Annotated in this window: 17 protein-coding genes; 13 read left to right on the forward strand and 4 right to left on the reverse strand. The window is 59.3% G+C overall.

Annotated features, from left to right (window positions below; genetic code table 11):
- The first annotated feature begins 68 nt into the window (after positions 1–68).
- Both CBB62_04190 and CBB62_04195 read left to right on the forward strand, forming a co-directional pair.
- Positions 69–773, forward strand: a complete 705-nt coding sequence (locus tag CBB62_04190) for a hypothetical protein (protein OUT41540.1) — start codon at positions 69–71, stop codon at positions 771–773.
- Positions 770–2,044, forward strand: coding sequence for a hypothetical protein (locus CBB62_04195; protein OUT41541.1), 1,275 nt, complete (start codon positions 770–772; stop codon positions 2,042–2,044). Before CBB62_04190 ends, CBB62_04195 begins: the two co-directional genes overlap by 4 nt.
- On the opposite strand, the gene CBB62_04200 is transcribed toward CBB62_04195, so the two are convergent.
- Together CBB62_04200 and CBB62_04205 are read right to left on the reverse strand one after the other, a co-directional pair.
- Positions 1,952–2,386 carry a hypothetical protein gene (locus CBB62_04200; GenBank protein ID OUT41542.1) on the reverse strand — a complete coding sequence of 145 codons (435 nt, stop codon included), beginning with the start codon at positions 2,384–2,386 and terminating at the stop codon, positions 1,952–1,954. The two genes, CBB62_04195 and CBB62_04200, sit on opposite strands and share 93 nt — an antisense overlap.
- A 43-nt stretch (positions 2,387–2,429) precedes the next feature.
- A complete protein-coding gene (locus CBB62_04205) occupies positions 2,430–3,962 on the reverse strand; it encodes a hypothetical protein (GenBank protein OUT41543.1) in 1,533 nt (510 codons plus the stop codon).
- 427 nt (positions 3,963–4,389) lie between these two features.
- Here CBB62_04205 and CBB62_04210 point away from each other — a divergent pair, with 427 nt between their 5' ends.
- Positions 4,390–5,562 carry a hypothetical protein gene (locus tag CBB62_04210; protein ID OUT41544.1) on the forward strand — a complete coding sequence of 391 codons (1,173 nt, stop codon included), beginning with the start codon at positions 4,390–4,392 and terminating at the stop codon, positions 5,560–5,562.
- A gap of 4 nt (positions 5,563–5,566) precedes the next feature.
- Complete coding sequence (locus CBB62_04215; GenBank protein OUT41545.1) at positions 5,567–5,875, forward strand: hypothetical protein; 309 nt, start codon at positions 5,567–5,569, stop codon at positions 5,873–5,875.
- A gap of 9 nt (positions 5,876–5,884) precedes the next feature.
- Here CBB62_04215 and CBB62_04220 read toward each other — a convergent pair whose 3' ends face one another.
- The gene (locus CBB62_04220) at positions 5,885–6,889 is read right to left on the reverse strand and encodes an alkane 1-monooxygenase (protein ID OUT41546.1); all 1,005 of its coding nucleotides are present in this window, start codon (positions 6,887–6,889) and stop codon (positions 5,885–5,887) included.
- A 637-nt stretch (positions 6,890–7,526) separates the two neighbouring features.
- Here CBB62_04220 and CBB62_04225 point away from each other — a divergent pair.
- The 5 genes from CBB62_04225 (at position 7,527) to CBB62_04245 (ending at position 13,797) form a co-directional block, all read left to right on the forward strand.
- Entirely contained in the window at positions 7,527–8,918 is a 1,392-nt protein-coding gene (locus CBB62_04225; protein ID OUT42640.1) for an aspartate aminotransferase family protein, read from the forward strand.
- 194 nt (positions 8,919–9,112) lie between these two features.
- Complete coding sequence (locus CBB62_04230) at positions 9,113–10,192, forward strand: hypothetical protein (protein ID OUT41547.1); 1,080 nt, start codon at positions 9,113–9,115, stop codon at positions 10,190–10,192.
- A 135-nt stretch (positions 10,193–10,327) separates the two neighbouring features.
- Positions 10,328–11,536 (forward strand): hypothetical protein, encoded by a 1,209-nt coding sequence (locus tag CBB62_04235; protein OUT41548.1) that lies wholly within the window; start codon positions 10,328–10,330, stop codon positions 11,534–11,536.
- Between the two features lie 117 nt (positions 11,537–11,653).
- Positions 11,654–12,481, forward strand: coding sequence for a hypothetical protein (locus CBB62_04240; GenBank protein OUT41549.1), 828 nt, complete (start codon positions 11,654–11,656; stop codon positions 12,479–12,481).
- The gene (locus CBB62_04245; GenBank protein OUT41550.1) at positions 12,478–13,797 is read left to right on the forward strand and encodes a hypothetical protein; all 1,320 of its coding nucleotides are present in this window, start codon (positions 12,478–12,480) and stop codon (positions 13,795–13,797) included. Before CBB62_04240 ends, CBB62_04245 begins: the two co-directional genes overlap by 4 nt.
- Here CBB62_04245 and CBB62_04250 read toward each other — a convergent pair.
- Entirely contained in the window at positions 13,760–14,932 is a 1,173-nt protein-coding gene (locus tag CBB62_04250; GenBank protein ID OUT41551.1) for a hypothetical protein, read from the reverse strand. The two genes, CBB62_04245 and CBB62_04250, sit on opposite strands and share 38 nt — an antisense overlap.
- Before the next feature lie 360 nt (positions 14,933–15,292).
- Between CBB62_04250 and CBB62_04255 the strand changes: the two genes are divergently transcribed.
- The 4 genes from CBB62_04255 to CBB62_04270 all read left to right on the forward strand — a co-directional run bounded on the left by CBB62_04255 (position 15,293) and on the right by CBB62_04270 (position 18,832).
- Positions 15,293–16,525: a hypothetical protein gene (locus CBB62_04255; GenBank protein OUT41552.1), complete on the forward strand. Its 1,233-nt coding sequence runs from the start codon at positions 15,293–15,295 to the stop codon at positions 16,523–16,525.
- A complete protein-coding gene (locus CBB62_04260) occupies positions 16,515–17,528 on the forward strand; it encodes a hypothetical protein (protein ID OUT41553.1) in 1,014 nt (337 codons plus the stop codon). The genes CBB62_04255 and CBB62_04260 overlap by 11 nt, the downstream gene beginning before the upstream one ends.
- Positions 17,521–18,495 (forward strand): hypothetical protein, encoded by a 975-nt coding sequence (locus CBB62_04265; GenBank protein OUT41554.1) that lies wholly within the window; start codon positions 17,521–17,523, stop codon positions 18,493–18,495. Before CBB62_04260 ends, CBB62_04265 begins: the two co-directional genes overlap by 8 nt.
- Before the next feature lie 91 nt (positions 18,496–18,586).
- Positions 18,587–18,832, forward strand: a complete 246-nt coding sequence (locus tag CBB62_04270) for a hypothetical protein (protein OUT41555.1) — start codon at positions 18,587–18,589, stop codon at positions 18,830–18,832.
- Positions 18,833–18,849: the final 17 nt, after the last annotated feature.

The raw sequence follows: 18,849 nt of genomic DNA on the forward strand, positions 1-18,849 counted from the left end.
TTGTAATGTAAGGGTTCGGCGATAGGCGTCGGACAGACACTCTGCCCCGGGTGGGGAGGGAGGCCGATATGAGACAGGCCCTTGATGTCAGAACAGAGCGGCACCAGCCGCCGGAAAACAGGCTTTATCCCGAACAGGACAGGCCCACGGCGTTGGGCGATCTGCGGTTCCGCACCCTGCTCGGTGCCGATGACTGGAACGGCCTGCCAGCGGCCATCAGACGACGCTTTGCCAAACGGCTGACCGATGGCGCAACGGCGATTTATGTCGGGCGGCTGGTGGAGATGCGGGTCAGCCGGGCTGGGCGGGTTCTGGCCAATCTGCTCCGCCCCTTCGGCGCACCGCTGCCGCTGCAACAGGCGGTGGATGTGCCGTCTGTCGTGACCGTGACCGAGGATGTGCGGAGCGGCGGGCAGGTCTGGACCCGGCTCTATGCCAACCGTACTGGCTTTCCGCAGGTGATCCATTCTGCCAAGCAGTTTACCGGCCCGACCGGGCTGGAGGAGTATCTCGGCTTCGGCCTCGCCATGGCCCTGCGGGTTGAGGCGACAGAAGACGCCTTGCTGTTCCACAGCGCCGGTTATTACTGGCGGATTGGCGCATGGCGGCTGCGTCTGCCCCGCTGGCTTGAGCCCGGTGCCCTGCTGGTGGAACACCGGGACCGGGCGGCAAGCGACGGCGACGGTGCCTTCCTCTTCGCCCTGACCCTGACCCATAAATGGTTCGGTGAGCTGATCTATCAGGCCGGGCTGTATCGGGAGCAAAGACCATGACGACAACTAGGACACGCAAGACCGTATTGCTGGTGGGCGCGACCGGTGTTTTCGGTGGCAGGCTGGCGCAACATCTGTGCCGGGACTTCACCGGTATCGATCTGGTGGTGACTTCACGGAACGAGGCACGGGCACAGCATCTGGCTGCCGCCTTGGCGGTAACAGCTGCGATCCCGGTAAAGGGCGTTGCCTTTGACACCGGCGGCGATCTTGCGGCCCAACTGGGCGCTCTGAAGCCTTGGGCGGTCATCGACTGCACCGGGCCGTTTCAGACGGCGGATTACCGGCTGGCGGAGGCTGCGATTGCCTCTCGTGCCCATATCATCGATCTGGCGGATGCCGAGGCCTATCTCACCGGCTACCGCGAGCATCTGCATGGTCTGGCGAAAGCCGCCGGGGTGCTCGCCATTGCCGGAGCCAGCTCCACGCCCGGCCTGTCCGGCGCGGTGATCGCCGCTATCTGTGATGACTGGCAGGGCATTGACGATATTGACATGGCCATCGTACCGGGGGGCAGAAGCGCGGTCGGGCAATCCGTTATCGAGGCCGTGCTCAGCTATGCCGGACAGCCGGTTACCGTTTATCGAAACGGCACGCTCGATGTCGAGACCGGTTGGCGGCAGGGGCATGAGATTGATCTGCCGGGGCTGGGACGGCGGCGGGTGGCACTGGTGGAAACCGCCGATGCTGCCCTGCTCAACCGACGTTACAGCATCACCGGTTCTATCCGGTTCCATGCCGGGCTTGAGGCGACGGTCGAACAGCGGGGGATGGAGGCGCTGGCATGGCTGCGTCACCGTCATCTGCTCGGCGATGTGGCACGGCTTGTCCCATGGTTACAGAAAGCGCGCGGCCTGACCCGACTTGTGACCGGGGATCGCGGCGGGATGATGGTTGATGTGCATGGCCGGGATGCTGCCGGTATTGCCCGTCATGCTCGCTGGACACTGGTTGCGGCTGATGATGACGGCTCTTATGTGCCGGTTATGGCCACTGCCGCAGCGCTCGCACTCTTGCTGGATGCGCCACCGGCAGCCGGTGCCTGGCTTGCCGGTGATCTGTTGCCGCTTGATGCGATTGAGGCGCAGATGACCGGTTATGCCATCACCACAGCGCTCGAGATATGGGCGGGCGATACCGCCGAGGGGCGGGAGTTGGAACGGGCGGCTGGCGGCAGGCTACGCCGGTTCGGCAAGGCCAAGCTCAAGCCGTTTCTTTTTGGTCAGCCCGGCGGCGACCAGCCTGTGACTCATCCGGATATAGTCCCGTAATTCGTCATCGTTCAGTCCCGGTGCCGCATGATGCTGGATCCACTTCATGCCGCGAGAGGCGAGGTACGGGGCCGGGCGCAATCCGGGCTGTTCGCTCATGATCTCATAGGACAGGTCCGAGACCTTGAAGGTGAAATGCCCGTTCTCCGGTGTCGGATCGCCCTGTTTGATCATCATATCCGCTGGCGGCTTGCCATTCGGCCAGTTGCGATAGTCGCGACCGAACCAGGCGATGGCAAAAACCTTGCCGCCAACCTTCCACACATCCGCACCGCCCCATTGCACCACATGGGTGGTGGCAGGCAGGGCGGCGCAGAAACTGTTGAAATCATCGGGTGTCATTGGGGCAAGCGGTGTTGGTGTTCGTTCGCAAAGCCCGAAACTATCACCGCCTGACTGCCAGTGACACCGTGAAGATGCCCCACGGGTCGACACGCTGGGTCACTTTTTCGAAACCGGCGGCGGTGACGAACTGGTCCATCTCCGCCTGTGTCCGGCGGCGCATGGTCCATGCCTGACCGTCACGGTGGCTGGTCAGGGCGCGGGCGATGAACTCAAGCTGTGGATGCCATGGCTGGCCGGTATAGACAAGATAGCCGCCGCTTGCTGTCGCCTCGGCCAGTCCGGCCAGCGAGCGCTGCACCGGTTCGTTCTCGGGGAACAATTCGTAAAGGCCCGAGACGACTGACAGGGTCGCCAGACTATCAGGACTGTTGAGGCTTGCCAGCGCCTCAGCGTCAAAGGCATCGCCGCGCTCGAAACCGGCAATGTCGGCGAGAGCCTTGTCGCGGATCAGCACCCGACCATCGGCGACGTTATGGGCATCGAAATCGCGCAGCTGTACCCGTGACGGGCGCTGGTCAAATTGGTTGACGGCATCGAGAATATAACGGCCATGACCGGCGGCAATATCGAGCAGGCGGATATCCTCTCCGGTATCGCTGAGGCGTCGGTTGGCCTCGAGCAGCATGGCCTCAAGGTTCAGCTTGCGCTGTCGAATGCCCTGCCAGCCGATGGCATCGATATAATTGCGGTCGATCATCCGGCCGATCGGGCCCATGCCCTTTGCCTCGTTGCGGTAGACATAGTCGAGCATGGCACCGCTGTCGAAGCCGACCTCGTGACCAAGGCGGATGCCGTCGGAGAACCGGCCCGCCAGCTTCAGACCGCTGCGGACACCGCGCCAATAGAGGCCGCGCGGTGACCATGGGCCAGGCGGTTGGCTCAGTCGCTCGAATTCCGCTGCCGTATGGCCATGCCGATCGGCATCGAGCAGGTTCGGGATCACCGGGCGGGCGGTGGCAAAACAGCGGGCGATAAAGCCACGAATGGTTGGCAGAACCAGTGCCTCAGCAGCCGGGGCGATATCTTTCAACAGGCTACCGAACTGGTCATGGAGGCGTTGTTGCGCGCCGTGATCGCGGTCAAATCTGTGGTTGGCGCTTAATATCAGTGTCGGCGTGATGATGGCGGTGGCATCGGCGACAACCCGGTGCATGGTCCGGCGTTCGGCAAAGCCAAGGCTGGCAAAACGCGGGGTGTCGAGGATCATGCCGCGCAGCAGCGGGGCGCAGTCATGGGCAAACAGCGCTGCCCGGCTGGCCCCGGAACCCTTGCCGATCAGCAGGATATCCGCCGGGCTCAGATCGTGGCGGCTGCAGATATGGTCAATCAGCGCCTGAATGATAGTCGGGCTGTCGGCCAGTTCGATCTCATGGAGTACCGGTGCCATGGCGACGGCATTGGGCATATCCAGTTGATGCACCAGTGCGCTGGCCCAGCCGTCATCGTTATTACTGTCGGCCAGCATGAGGAGTGCATTGTGAATGCGTCCGGTCTGGGATTGCCAGACATGACAGTCGAGGCTTGCGCCATCATGTGTGGGAACGGTCTCGGTAGCGGTAATGCGTGCTTTCATGGATCGGCTCCTTCATGCCTTGTGGTCCAATGAACTGGCACGGAGCCTAAGCGCATCGCATGATGTCTGTCGTCGGCACTGCGGAGAGTCTCACTCACTTGCTGCTGGGAGTATTTAAGGTTTTATTATAGAACTTTAAATGAGTCGTTTTTGTCGATGCCGCTTTTGGGTTCTTTGAAATTCATTTGCCCAATAACAAATTTGTGCTGGGCGATAACAGCAAGAAACGTAAAAAATAGTAATCAGGGTCATTGCCGTATGTTTCTGCGTCATATGGCCCATTTCCAGTTTCATGATGAAATCAGAAATGTCACATTTCTGCAAACTCCCGGTTTTTGGCGTTTGCGCTTTCTTACAACGGGTGCCAGATTGATATTGCAGCGCAATAAATGTGCTGACTACATTCGCCTCTGAGGAGTATCGGGGGATGGAACATTTTGAACCATCCGACGACTACGATCGATCAGACAATCGACCGCACGCCGTTCAAGCAAGTAACGCGGACACTGGTAAAATCATCGCCAACGATGATCCGCGGCACAGCAAACAGGCCACTGAAACCGGGGCAAAACCCGCCAGCGACCCAAAAACCAGCACCGACGGGCCAAGACCTGCCGGAAAACGCATTCCGCATATTGATATAGATCGCGATTTTGCGCTCGACGACATTGATCTGGATCAGTCGGAAGAGAGTATTCGGGTCTATGTCCAGCAACTGTCGCGTCCCAAGCGTGGCCGCAGTGTCATTCACTCCATGTTGCTGGCCACTGCCGGGGCCACCGACACCAAGGTAATCGACGCGATGCAGCAACAGACTCATCGTCGACGTTCATACACTACGGTTGCCCTGCTCTCGGCGCCGAAAATGCTGCTGGCAGATATTCCGAGCACGGCCTCTGTTGCTATGTCGGTGATCAAGATGTTGGCTCATAACGACAATGGTCATGGGCACGGGCATGATCAGGGCCATGAAGCTGGGCACCATGCCGGTGACGATGCAGAACATGGCATTGCCGGCCAGCATAGTGACGGTGTTCGCCTGCAGCAGCTCAATGGTGATCGTAAACGCGGTATCACCAGCCGCCTGGCACGCATGACCGTTCGGGCCGCACAAAATCCGGCAGTTCAGAAAACTGTCTCTGTCATCAATGACCTGTTGCACAAGCCTTCAGTGCTGGCCGGTCTTACCGGGCTGTATGGTTATCTCGCTATCAGCACTGGCATGGATGTGGAACTCGATAAGCTGCCGGAAGCGAAATACATGTTCGATATTGCCAAGACCTCGGTCTACAGCATTGTCGCCGGAACATCGGGCGTCAGCCTGATCCAGGCCACACGGCATTATCTCGACAAACGTCATGAGGAACAGGAGCGCAAGCAGGCCGAGCAGGACCGCATTGCCCTGCGTACCGCTCGGCTGAATGCCGTCCGTCTAGGCAGAAAAAAACCACGAGCCACGACCAAATGGGTCAAGGATGAAAACGGCCAGCTGATCATGAAGCACCATTTCCACAAGCAGGAAGAACAGGCCCTGCCGGGAAAAGAGATGAAAGAGCAGAGTTCTGCAGCTGAACCGAAAAAGCCTGCGATGAAAGTCTGATGCCATGACACAGTCTGACTTGATCGTTGATCTCGCGATTACCGAGAAGAACCAGATCGTTCTCTATCTGGAGGAGCCGGTGCCGGAGCGGCTGAAGTCGGTGGTGTTTCATGGCAGCGATGGCTATGTGACCCTGCTGTTCGAGCGCCGCCAGCCGAAAATCACGCTCGAATACCCGGTTGATCCCGATCTGCGCCCGGCTTTTCATGTGGCGAAGCGGGCATCTGTCGGCCATGTGACGGACAAGGGTACGCTGACCACGGAATATACGGTCGGTATTACCCTGACCGATCGTCCCGGTGGTCATCACTAATACCTGACATCAGGCAGCTTGCTCCAAGGCCAGCCCAAGTGCTTCTGCCGTCAGCTCGAAGGAGCGCAGACGGGCGGTATGGTCATGGATCTGTGCCGTGATGATCAGTTCATCGGGCTGATAGTGTTCGATGAACCTTTCAACCCCTGCTCTGATCATCTCCGGCGTACCGACTGCCGAGCAGGCCAGTGCCTGCTGGATCATGCCCTGCATGGCCGGTGGTATCTGCTGACTGTAATTTTCCACCGGACGCGGCAGTTTGCCCGGACGACCACTGCGCAGATTGACGAAGGCCTGCTGCAATGAGCTGAACAGCAGTTCGGCTTCATCCTCGCTATCGGCGGCAAAGACATTCAGGCCGAGCATGACATACGGCTCGTCTAGCTGTGCCGATGGCTCGAAACGGTCACGATAGATAGTGATCGCCCGTTCCATCTCACCCGGCGCGAAATGCGAGGCAAAGGCGTAGGGCAGGCCCAGATGCGCTGCCAGTTGCGCGCCGAACAGGCTGGAGCCCAGTATCCATAATGGCACTTCAGACCCGGCACCGGGCACGGCCTGTACCACTTGCTGTGGCACGGCGGGCATCAGATAGGCCTGCAATTCCTGCACATCATTGGGAAAGCTGTCGGCGCTGCCTGCGAGCGTGCGGCGGAGAGCCTGCGCCGTCACCTGATCCGAGCCGGGTGCCCGGCCCAGCCCGAGGTCGATGCGACCGGGGAACAACGCCTCGAGGGTGCCGAACTGCTCGGCAATTACCAGCGGGGCATGGTTGGGCAGCATGATGCCGCCTGCGCCGACCCGGATGGTCGAGGTGGCAGCGGCCACCTGTCCGATAACAACGGCGGTGGCGGCACTGGCGATGCCGGGCATGTTGTGATGTTCGGCCAGCCAGTAGCGGTGATACCCCAGACGCTCTGCGTGGCGCGCCAGATCGAGGGTGTTGCGCAAGGACTGTCCGGCATCACTGCCATCGGCAATCGGGGAAAGGTCGAGAACGGAGATCGGTAACATTCACCCCATATAGGGTGCGGGATCTGAAACCGAAAGACCTATAGCACCGACAAAATGGTGAGGGCAGCAATGCTGTCGGGTGCGTCAGGGTGCTGAGACTGGTCTAGCAGCTATAGCAGGGCATCCGGCCACTGCCACCGCAGCCATGGCAGGGCACAGGCATGGCCGGTTGACCGGGATTCCCGGAGGGGACAGGCTGCCCCTGTCCGGAGCCGTGGCACTGATTGCATTGTACCGAACGTGCGCCGCCGCATTGTGAGCAGGTATTCATGGTCAGAATCTTCCCTGTTGATGAGCATTCCTAAAACTATCCTAACCGAAACCGCAATTTTCGGCCAGTTCGGCCAAGTTTTCCTTGGTCACGTCATGTTCCAAGCATACCATTCCGGGCATGGTCCATCTGATTGTTACAGTACCCGCGCTCCTGACCCGCAAGCATGAACTCATGCTGCTCTGCGCGCGTATTGGCTACAACCCGCCGCAATCGCCAAAGGCCTGATACTGGCTGCGTTTTCAAGCCGGTGCCGTCGATCCCCGATCCGGCGCCGACACCCCCGACTATTTACAAAAATCAAATCAGAACAGGAGTACGGGACTTATGACTCGCATCTCGAACATGACATTTCCACCGGCAGACATGCCCGATGCCCGCCATGGCACCAATGATCACGGTGCTGCGCTGCGTGCGCTTGATACTGCCCACCACATGCACCCCTTCACCGATTACAAAGCGTTGGCAGCCGAGGGCGGTTCACGCATCATCGAAAAGGCAGAGGGCACATGGCTCCATGATATCAATGGTGCCAAAATCCTCGATGGTATGGCCGGTCTCTGGTGTGTTGCGGTTGGTTATGGCCGCAAGGAACTGGCCGATGTGGCACACAAGCAGATGATGGATCTGGCCTATTACAACACCTTCTTCAAGACCGCGACGGTACCGTCGATCGAGCTGTCGAAGCGTCTGGTCGACCTGACACCCGAGGGGCTGAACCATGTGTTCTATGCCTCATCCGGGTCAGAGGCCAATGACACCATCTTCCGTATGGTCCGCCATTACTGGAACCTCGCCGGTAAACCGGAGAAGAAGATCATCATCGGCCGTGAGTACGGCTATCACGGCTCCACCGTGGCGGCGACCTCACTCTGCGGTATGAAGCACATGCACAGTCAGGGCGACCTGCCGTTGCCCGGTGTCGATCACATCCTACCACCATACTGGTACGGCAAGGGCGGCGACATGATGCCGGAGGAATTCGGCCTGCACGCTGCCAAGGCGCTGGAGAAGCGGATTGACGAGCTGGGCGAGGACAAGGTTGCCGCCTTTATCGCCGAGCCGATCCAGGGTGCCGGTGGCATGATCATTCCGCCGGAGACCTATTGGCCGGAAATCAACCGCATCTGCAAGGAGCGGGATATCCTGCTGATCGCCGATGAGGTGATTACCGGTTTCGGTCGGACCGGTCATTGGTTCGCTTCTGACAAATACGACATCAAGCCTGACTTCATGACCCAGGCCAAGGCTATCACCTCCGGCTACCTGCCGCTGTCAGCGGTGATGGTTGGTGATCGTGTGGCCGAAATGTTCATTGAGAAAGGCGGCGAGTTCTATCACGGCTTCACCTATTCCGGTCATCCGGTTGCCTGTGCCGTGGCCCTCGCCAATATCGACATCATCGAGAAGGAAGGTCTGGTCGAACGCATCCGCGATGTGACCGGCCCCTATCTGAACAAGCGGCTGAACGAGGCCTTTGCTGATCATCCGATGGTGGGCGAGGTCCGTTCCATCGGCATGCTGGCGGCGGTAGAGTTGGTCAAGGACCGGGAAAAGCGCACCTTCTTAGATGACAAGGACAAGGTCGGCATGAAGTGTCGTGACCATTGCTTCGCCAATGACCTGATCATGCGGGCAGTGCGCGATACCATGGTGCTCTCGCCGGTCTTCACGATCACTGAGGCGGAAATCGACGAAATGGTCGGCCGCGCCAAACGCGCCATCGACGCAACGGCCAAAGACATGGGCTATCTCTAGGTCCGATGCCGATGCGATCTTCAAACCAATGTGAGACGGGGCCATGGTGGCCCCCTCTTGCGCCCCGTCTTGCGCCCTGTCTTGCGTCTGCCAGCAACTGCGGTTAGGCTGCTGGTGACGACAAAAGAGCCAGACAGACAGGTGCGGTTCAAAAGCACCGATGGCCAGCCCCATCAACCGTTCACGGAATAACCATGACTGATCGAGACGTGCTCAGCGGCACCCCCCGTGCTGCCGGTTTCGTAATGCCGCCCGAATGGGCCCCTCATGAGCGTTGTTTCATGGCCTGGCCATGCCGCGAGGAGACCTGGGCGCTCAGCGATGGCGACATCGAGGCAGGGCGTGAAGCTTATGCCGAGGTGGCCAAGGCGATCGCGCGGTTTGAGCCGGTGACCATGCTGTGTCGTCAGGAAGATGTGGCCGATGCCTCCATGGCCTGTGGTAACAGCATCGACATTCTGCCGGTCGACCTCGATGACAGCTGGACCCGTGATACCGGTCCCACCTTTGTCGTGCATCCCGATGGCCGTCAGGCGGCGGTCGACTGGACTTTTAATGGCTGGGGCGGATTGCTGGGCGATGAATATGCCCGTGATGCGCAGTTGGTACTGACCCTTGCCGAACGCTTCGGTTGGTCACTGTTTGATGCGCCGCTGGTGACCGAGGGTGGTGCCATCCATACCGATGGTGAGGGCACGCTGCTGGCGGTCGAGAGCTGCATCGTCAATGAGAACCGCAATCCGGGCATGAGCCGCGATCACATCGCCAAGCTGCTCAAGGATTACACCGGTACCGAGAAGATTATCTGGCTGAATGACGGTTTCGAGGAAGATGAAACCGGTGGCCATGTGGACAATTTCGCCTGTTTCGCGGCACCGGGCAAGGTATTGCTCAACATGCCCTCGGACGAGAAAGACCCGAACTTCACGCTCGGTCAGGATGCCCTGTCACGCCTGCAGAAGGCCGAGGATGCCAAGGGACGTGAGCTGGAAATTATCCTGATGCCACAACCGAAACCGATCTATGAGAAGGGGCGACGCCTGCCTGCCGGATACATCAATTTCTACATCGCCGGGCAGGGTGACAATGCTGCGATTGTCATGCCGAGCTTCAACCAGAACACGGATGCCGAGGCGGCGAGAGTAATGAACAGCGTGTTCCCGGAGCATGAGATTGTTCAGGTACCTGCCCTCGATATCATTCGTGGCGGTGGCGGTATCCATTGTATCACCCAGCAACAGCCGAAAATCACTGTGCCGGATGCCGACGAGTAGCGTCAGGTGTTGCATCGGAATATCGCCTGATGCCGCCTGTCCCGCAGACGTGCAGTTAGGTCGTTATCAGGGATTTTTTATGTTATGGTTGCCGCATATAAATAATAACCCGCACAGGCCCTGGTATTCTCCGCAATGGGCCCGTTGCATCGCTGGCAGGAACGCCGGATGAGTTCAGAAGAAGAACTGATGGCATTTTGCCGTCGCCTGATCAGAACCCCGTACAAATATCTGGCGGTTACCGTGCAGCTTGCGGCCTTCACCCAGCTGCGTGGGAATTCACGCCTGATCCGGTTGCAGCAGAGCCTGATCTCAGAGATGGCGAACCGCTATCGTGGCCAGTATTTCCGCATGAGCAATGGCGATGCGGTGATTATCCTGCGTCTCGACATGATTGATCAGCCCAAGACGCTGATTGACGAGATTGCCACGTCGATCCTGCGCGATCCCGATGTGCCGGAGAAAAAGGTCCGCAAACTGATCGACCAGTTCGAGATTCCGGAGAAGTATCCGGAGTTCCGCGAGCATACCAACCAGTATCTGCAGGGCGGCAATCTCGCCAAGCTGCCGGCGGTTCTGGTTGATGACGAGGTGGAGCCGGATGCAGATCTGGATGGTCCACTCAACGCTGCCATGCTCAGCCGTATTGAATATCGCATTGCACGTTGTGACATTCGACCGTTTCTGAAAAAGCAGGATATTTTCATCAACCGGGGCAATACCGGCTGGTGGCCGGTGTTCGAGGAGCGGTTTGTCAGCCTCGCCGACCTCAAGCGCAAGCTGTTTCCCGATGTGGAAATCCGGCCCTCCGATCCGCTGTTCAACCAGCTTTGCCGTTTGCTCGATGAACGGCTGCTGCATTACCTGCTGATTGCCAAGACCAAGATCACCCACAAAGTCAGCGTCAATGTGGCGCTCGATACGGTTTTCGACCAGCTGTTCGATATGTTTGCCCAGAACCTGCAGATCAAGGAGCGGGAGAATCTGGTGTTCGAGATTCACCGGGCAGAAATATTTCAGGACATTGCCCGTGCGGTCGAGGGGATTGCCAAGCTGCACAAACTCGGTTTCGGCGTCGCGGTTGATGGCATGACCATGGATTTGCTGCCTTATGTCCGCCTTAACAAGCTGAATACCGAAATCATCAAAATTCACCTGTTCCGGGAGCACGTCGCTCTGTTGCAGGATGATGATTGCGTCAAGGCATTGCGCGAGCTTGATATCAACAAGATTGTCTTTTCACGCTGTGATCATGAGGGCGCGATCAAGATCGGTCAGACACTCGGGGTCAAGATGTATCAGGGCTGGCTGATTGATGAACAGGCAGCCCTGACCCAAAACTGATTTCGGCCGGTTTTCGCATGGCTGTCCAGTTGCACCATTTTTTTTCGCATGGCGGCGGGTTTTTTGTGCTAAGCCGCATGATCTCTTCTTTCCGATCCGTATTGTTGCGATTTTCTCATGGAACTCGATACCCAAACTCTTGTGCTCCTCGTCTCGGGGCTGATTGGTGCTGGCCTGTTCGCCGGTGTTCTGGCCGGGCTGCTCGGTGTTGGCGGCGGCATCGTACTGGTGCCGGTGCTGTTTGAGCTGTTCGGCGTTATCGGTGTCGATGATGAGGTGCGCATGCACTGCGCCGTCGGTACCTCGCTGGCTACCATTATTGCCACCTCGCTGTCGTCGATCCGGGCGCATAAAAAGCGCGGCAGTGTCGATTTCACGATTGTTAAGCTCTGGGCGCCATGGATTGCAATCGGTGCCATTGTTGGTGGCGTGATTGCCAGATATTTGCCATCCGAGGGGCTGACCGGGCTGTTTGCCTTCCTCGCGTTGTTTGTCGCGGCCCATATGGCCTTTTCACCGGAGCATAAGGTGCTGCGTCAGGGCGTGCCGGGACCGGTTGGCAGTGCCGGTATCGGTTCCGTTATTGGCATTATTTCCTCCCTCATGGGTATCGGTGGCGGCACATTGTCAGTGCCAACCATGGTCATGTGCGCCGTGCCGCCACGGGTTGCTGTCGGTACTTCCTCGGCAATCGGTCTGGTGATCGCCATTTTCGGTGCCTGCAGCTTTGCCGCCAACGGTTTCGGTGCCGAGGGGCTGCCGGTCGGGTCAATCGGCTATGTCAATCTGGTCGGTTTTGCCCTGATCGTCCCGCTGACCATGCTGGCCGCACCATGGGGCGCGCATCTGGCCCATGTACTGCCGACCCAGCGGTTGAAACAGGCGTTCAGCTTCTTTCTGCTGATTGTCGCGATCCGCATGATCTACAAGCTGGTTACCGGATGATCCTGCAGCGTGAACAGCTGACAGCCATGGCGGCAAGCGCGTTGCCGGCCATGATTGTCGGTATTCATGCGCTCTGGTCACAACCTGCCCCGGATACAATCACCCTGCCGGAAACCATGATCGGTCTGTGTCTGCTGGTTCTGGTCGGTGGCCGTGCGGCGATGCTTTGCGTCAGTGGTGCGATGCTTGCCGATCAGCATCATGTCTGGTGGGTGCGTCTCGGCGGGGCGGCATTTCTACTGTTGTTCTGGCTGGGCCTGATCCGCGGGATGATGGCCGGTTGGCCTGCCACCGATATGCTGCGCGATATTATCCCGCTCGGTTTCCTGTTTCTGGCGGTACTGGTGCCGGTCGAGCGATTGCAATCGGTCCGTCCGGCAATGCTGGCGGCACTGTTCGCCCTTGCCGGTACAGCCTTTGCCTGTCGTTTCCTGATGGGCACCGATCTGCCGCTGGTGCTCTGGGGTCGGGTGACCCATCCGCTGGGTCTGGATTATCTCGCCAATTCGCCGCTGGTCAGCTTCGGTGCCTGTTATGGCCTGCTGCTGGGGCTGGCGATTGCCCTCCGGCTCGTCGAGATGCCGGGCAGGTTCCGCGCCATTGCCTGCAGTGTTACGATGATTGCGGCGGCTGTCCCTTGCTGGATGGCCATGGCGACCGCGGCACAGCGCGCGCCACTAGGCCTGTGCCTGCTCGCTGTTCTTGCCGGTTATGCCCTGCTGGTGCGATTGGCCTGTCACCGGGGACAGCGCGCCATGCTGCGGCTGATCGTGGTTTCAGCCGGATTGTTGCTTATCCTGCTGATCAATACCGATACCGTTCTGGCGATCATGCCGGCGCTGGTGGAGAAATCACGGCTCGTTGGGGACAATGCGCGGCTCGATGAATGGGCGGCGATCTGGTCGGATATTGTCTGGCGGCTTGATGACCTCTTCCTCGGGCAGGGCTGGGGTGCCCATTATGCCTCACCGGCGGTGGGGGATTACTGGGTCGGCTATGTGCACGGGCTGGGCGGTTATATGCTACTCAAGGCAGGCTTGCTCGGCCTGTTGTGTCTGCTGTGCTATCTGGTGGCGACACTTGCTGCGGCGTTCAGGGGCTGGCGTATCGGCGATGCGGGCATCCGGCTGGTGCTGGTTGCCTGTCTGCCACCGCTGTTGACCGGTCTGCTGTTCTATACCAGCTATAAATATCTCGGATATGGGCTGCTGTTGCTGCTGGTCTGGCGCTGCGCATTCAGCGCTGTAAGGGCGATGCCGCTGGCGTTGGCATTACCGCCTAGAGCAGATCTTCCATTACCAGCAGGGTCATCCTGAGGTTTTCAAATTCCAGCCGCCGCTCCGGCGTCAGTCCGGTCATCTTTTCCCAGGTTTCGACAGCGTGCTGCAGGCGGATGATCGCGTCGCCCAGATGCCAGAAATGCTCCGGTGCCGCGCCCATGAAGCGCATGAAGTCGACCGCACTGCCCTGTTCCTTGAACAGCCGTTCATAGGAATAGTTGTAATCTTTCAAAATGCCGGTCGCCCGGTTCCAGTGGGCTTTCAACTTCGCCCGCACCGAACTGCGGAGCCGGTCCAGCTCCTCCTGTTCCGGTGATGTGATCGAGTGGGTCGGTATGGCGCTGCTCTGCAGCCATTTGGCAAACTCGATCGCCGGTTCCGAGAGTTGCATATAGTGATACTCGAAGAACGCGACGCCCTTCCAGGCATAGAAAATCTCGGCGGTCTGTTCCACCGGCAGCAGGAACGCCTTGATCAGCGGCTGCAGCTTGCGCATGTCAGATGCTTTCCAGATCGCATCGATCATCTCTGACATGCGTTCTTCTGAATGCAGAATGCCGTCAGGCAGTGCCAGTGACACCATGGGGCGGATGCGCTGGCGGATATGGTCCTGAATCCGGTTCCATTCCACGTCATTGATCTGGAAATAACGCTCATCAATCTCGATGCCATGGGAAATCATCATGTCCCGGACCAGAAACGGGTCAAGTGCCGGCATGCTGTCGAGGATTTCAATCAGGCGCAGGTCGCGGGCAATGGATTCCGGTCGGATGTGATTGCCTTCGCCGATCACCTCGGTAATCGCATTGCGGAACCCCCGGTCGCTGGCAAAGATCGACTTGCCCCCGGCATAGACATTGTCGGTATCGAAGGGCACATAGATCTTCATGCCGATCGGCTTTTCCGGACTGTCCTCGTCGCCATGGGAATAGGCGGGGTTCATGTCCTTGATGAAGATCGTATAGTTCAGCCCGAGATTTTCAAAAAACAGCGGGGCGGGTCTGGTTGCCAGGGTGGCGACATCCGGCTGCCCGTCGGTGGCATTGATGGCGAGTGGTTCGCTTGCCTGTTCTTCGGCCTGTGTTGCCAGAATGGATTGGGTAACCGCGAGACAGTTGAAAATGCGGGTACTGCCGGATTCCAGCGTATATCGTAGGTATTTGTCACGCATGGGGCAGTACCTGCGCGTCTGTGATATTCAGCGACAATGCGGCGCCTGTCTCCAGAGGTATCAGATGGCTGGTAAGCCCGGAGTTCGTTGTGTGAATGCGATGACTATGCAGGCATATAACAAACAATAGCAGGTCCAGTTGGATGTTTCGGTACATGTAGCCGCATACTGCGATGCAACAACATCCTACCCCAACTCTCAACCGATCACCATACTGATAAGCGAAACTCGATGAAATAGTATCGCGCGCAATTATTCCTTGGCGGTGACAAGTGGCATCCAACCCCTTACTGTGAATATAAGCGTATGATTGTCGGTGACTTGCCAGTATGACAATTTGCGCATGTCGGGGGAGGGGTCATGGCAGGCGCAATACCTGCGGTTACTGTGGATCAGCGATCTGCAAACATACTGCTGATCAATCGGTTTTATGGCTATGAGGCACGGGTGCCAACAGCAAGACTGCTTGCCGATCTGGCGGCGGAGCTGGATGCTACCGGGCTTCAGGCCGATGCTGTTTCAGCGGTTTCTGGGAACGCTTCTGACCCATCAATCTTCAGCCGGTTTCTGGCTCACCCGAAACTGTTGCTGCGCGCGCTTTTCCAACGTCAGAAACCTGATTACATTGTCGTATTGTCCGACCCGCCAATGGTGCTGTTCACGGCCCTGTTGCTGGGTATGATCCGCCGGGTGCCGGTCATGTACTGGTGCCATGACATCTATCCCGATGTCATCAATGCCATGCAGGCACCGTGGCAGTTGCAGCGGATACCGGTGCGGCTGATGCGGCCACTGCACCGCTGGCTGGTCCGGCGCTGTGACTGGGTTGTGGTGCCATCGGCATGTCTGCGGCAACAGCTGTTGCGCCAGAATCCGGATATCGCGGTAACGGTCATGCCCAACTGGCCGGAACGGGTATTGGAACCTGCCCGTCCGCTGCCATCATCAAAGCCTCTGCGCCTGCTCTATTCCGGTCATTACGGCATCGGTCATGACCTTGGTGACCTGCTGCGGGCGCATCGTGTCTGGGCACAATCAGTCACGCCCGTGGATGTGCATCTGGCTCTATCAGAACGGGGCGAGCAGCGCTTGCGGCGGCAATATGCGGGCAGTGACCTGCTCGACGGCATCAGGATAACCCGGCTGGTGCCGGAGGCCGAGCTTGGCGAACATCTGCAGAATGCGCATATCCATGTGGTGTCGATCAAACCATCCGCGAGTGGCACGATCATGCCGTGCAAATCCATGGCCAGCCTGCATGTGGGGCGGCCTGTCCTCCTGCTTGGCGGACCGGATACCGAGCTGGCCCGGATGATCACCGATCATGACCTCGGCCATGTGGTTCCGGCGGGCGACACGACAGGGCTGCTCCAGTGGGTGCAGGTGCTGTCCACTGAGCCGGAACGCCTTGAGACTATGGCCGGGAATGCCGGTCGTTACGCTGAAGAATTGTTTGCCCGCCATCCTGCCGAACGGCTTGCCGCCCTGATTGCCAGCCGGGCGATGGTGGCGGTATCGGATCGCACACCGCATCCGGTTGCGGGCAGTGACTGTGATCCGGTCATGGGCATGGGGCTGCGCGATGCTCGATAACCCACCCCTACAGTCCGATGCCGCATCCACGGCAACCGGTGGTGGTACAGGTCCGGCATCTGCTGCCGGGACGGAACTGTATATTCCATCAGCGAAGCGCCTTGGCCTTGCCGCTGTGATTGGTGCCCTGATCGGCCTGTGTCTGGCGGTGATCTGGCTGCGGATGACGGTACCGGAATATACCGCCACAGCGATCATCGGCCCGACCGCGCAATCGGGGCTGGTTGGTATGGGATTGCGGGTGCCGCAGCTGGCAACACCGGGGGAGATTACCACACCGCTGGAGCATCGCGCCGATGAGCTGGTCTCCGATTTCGAGCATTTCCGCCAGACGCTCGATGCCCCGGCAACCGCGCGACAGATCATGGCGGATGAAGCCTTCATGCGCCGGGTCAGCCTCGGCTTGTGGCAACCGGCGCGTGAGCAATGGGCCGTACCCGATCGCTCGGTAGAGGCGGTACTGGCCGGGTTGCTGCGCGGCAGTCAGGGCGCGGAAGCCACGGCAAGCGGACAAGCCAGCTTCCGGGCCATGATCAATGATGACGGCGAATATCTGGCCGACTGGCTCAGCGATCATCTGGCGATCCGGCGCATCGGTGAGAGCGCCATGTATCGGGTCAGCCTGCGCCATCCTGACCGGTCTGTGGCGCTGGAGCTGGTCACGCGGCTGTTGCGCCTCACCGATGCCGGGTTGCGGCAAGAGGCGCAACGGCGGGTCGAAACCCAGATCGCGCATCTGAGCGAACAGATGGAACAGGCGCAACTGGCCAGCCATCGGGAAGCCATGAACCGCCTGCTGACCGAGCAGTTGCAGATCGCCATGATGTTAGCCGTCGACCTGCCCTTTGCCGCCGACATTATCGAACCGCCATCGGCCTTGCGCATGCCTGACTGGCCTGCACCATTGCCCGTGGCCGGACTGGCCCTGCTCGCCGGAGCCTGCCTCGGCATTGGTTGTGCCGTGGCGCTGGCCAACCGGCGCAGGGAGGCCGACAATGCCTGACGCCCTGCCGCTCTCCATTATCATCATGACCCGGAATGAGGCGATTAACCTGCCCCATTGTCTGGCGTCCTGTCTGACATCCTCTCGGTCGGCGGCAGAGGTTTTCGTCGTCGACAGCGACAGCACTGATGAGACCTGTGCCATTGCCCGCTCATACGGGGCAAGGCTGGTCAGTTTTGTCTGGGACGGGCGCTATCCGAAAAAGAAGCAATGGTGCCTCGATCACCTGCCGATCTCGCAGCCATGGACCCTGTTCCTTGATGCCGATGAACAGTTGACGCCAGCGCTGCTCGATCAGTTTTGCGATGTGCTGAACCGCGCCGAGGGGCCGAGCGGCTATTACCTGCAGGCGCGGGTCGGTCATCGCGGTCAGGTGATGCAGTATGGCCGCCGCCATCGCAAGCTGTCGCTGTTTCGGACCGGCAGCGCACGGTTTCCGGTGGTTGATGACCTCGACAGCGCCGGTGGCTGGGAGGTTGAGGGCCATTATCAGCCGATTGTTGATGGCGCTATCGGCTATTTGTCTGCACCACTTCTGCACCATGATCTGAAGCCGGACGCCGATTGGCGGGCGCGGCATCTGAATTATGCCGACTGGGCGGCGATGATGCGCTTGCGCGGTGCCCTGACTGACAGTCGCCGTCATGAGCACTGGTCACGACGCTGGGCCAAGTCATTGCTCGACCACACGCCGTTGCGACCACTCGCGGCATTCATCGACAGTTATGTCCTGTGCCTGGGCTTCCTCGACGGGCGTATCGGTCTGTCCTATGCCTGCGCGCGGGCATGGTATTATCGGGAGATTGATAGAGCCGTCAGACGCCACAAGCAGGTGGCTAGCCGGTCCAGCGATGCCGCAGCCGGAACCACAGCGACGGTGCCCAGCAACGCAGACGGCGACTGCCATGCTGCCACAGCAGCACCCGAAGGTTCGTCCATGGATCAACCGCAAAGTCATGCCGCCTGATCCGGGCCTGTTCTCGTGCGCCAAGCGCCATATGCTGTTCGGATAACCCGCCCTCGGCATATCGACAGAGCGGCAGGTCAAGCCGGATAACATGCTCCGCGGTCAGCAGGTGCCGGATGGTGAAATGATAGTCGCTGGCGATGCTGTAGCGGTTGTCGAAGCGCTGTTCGCCGATCCTGGCACGGCGATAGATCATGGCCTGATGATGGGCAAACATGCCCTTGTGCCAGTCCCTGTGATCGCGGGCTGTTTTCAAGACCGGTTCGGGCAAGCCATTACGCACAACCAGCGTGTCGCCATAGATGAAATCGGCCTGTCCATCCCGGCATGCCGCTAGTACGGCAGTCAGGGCAT

Origin of the sequence: Micavibrio sp. TMED2, assembly GCA_002168225.1 — a bacterium.
In the GTDB taxonomy this organism is placed as follows: Bacteria; Pseudomonadota; Alphaproteobacteria; order TMED2; family TMED2; genus TMED2.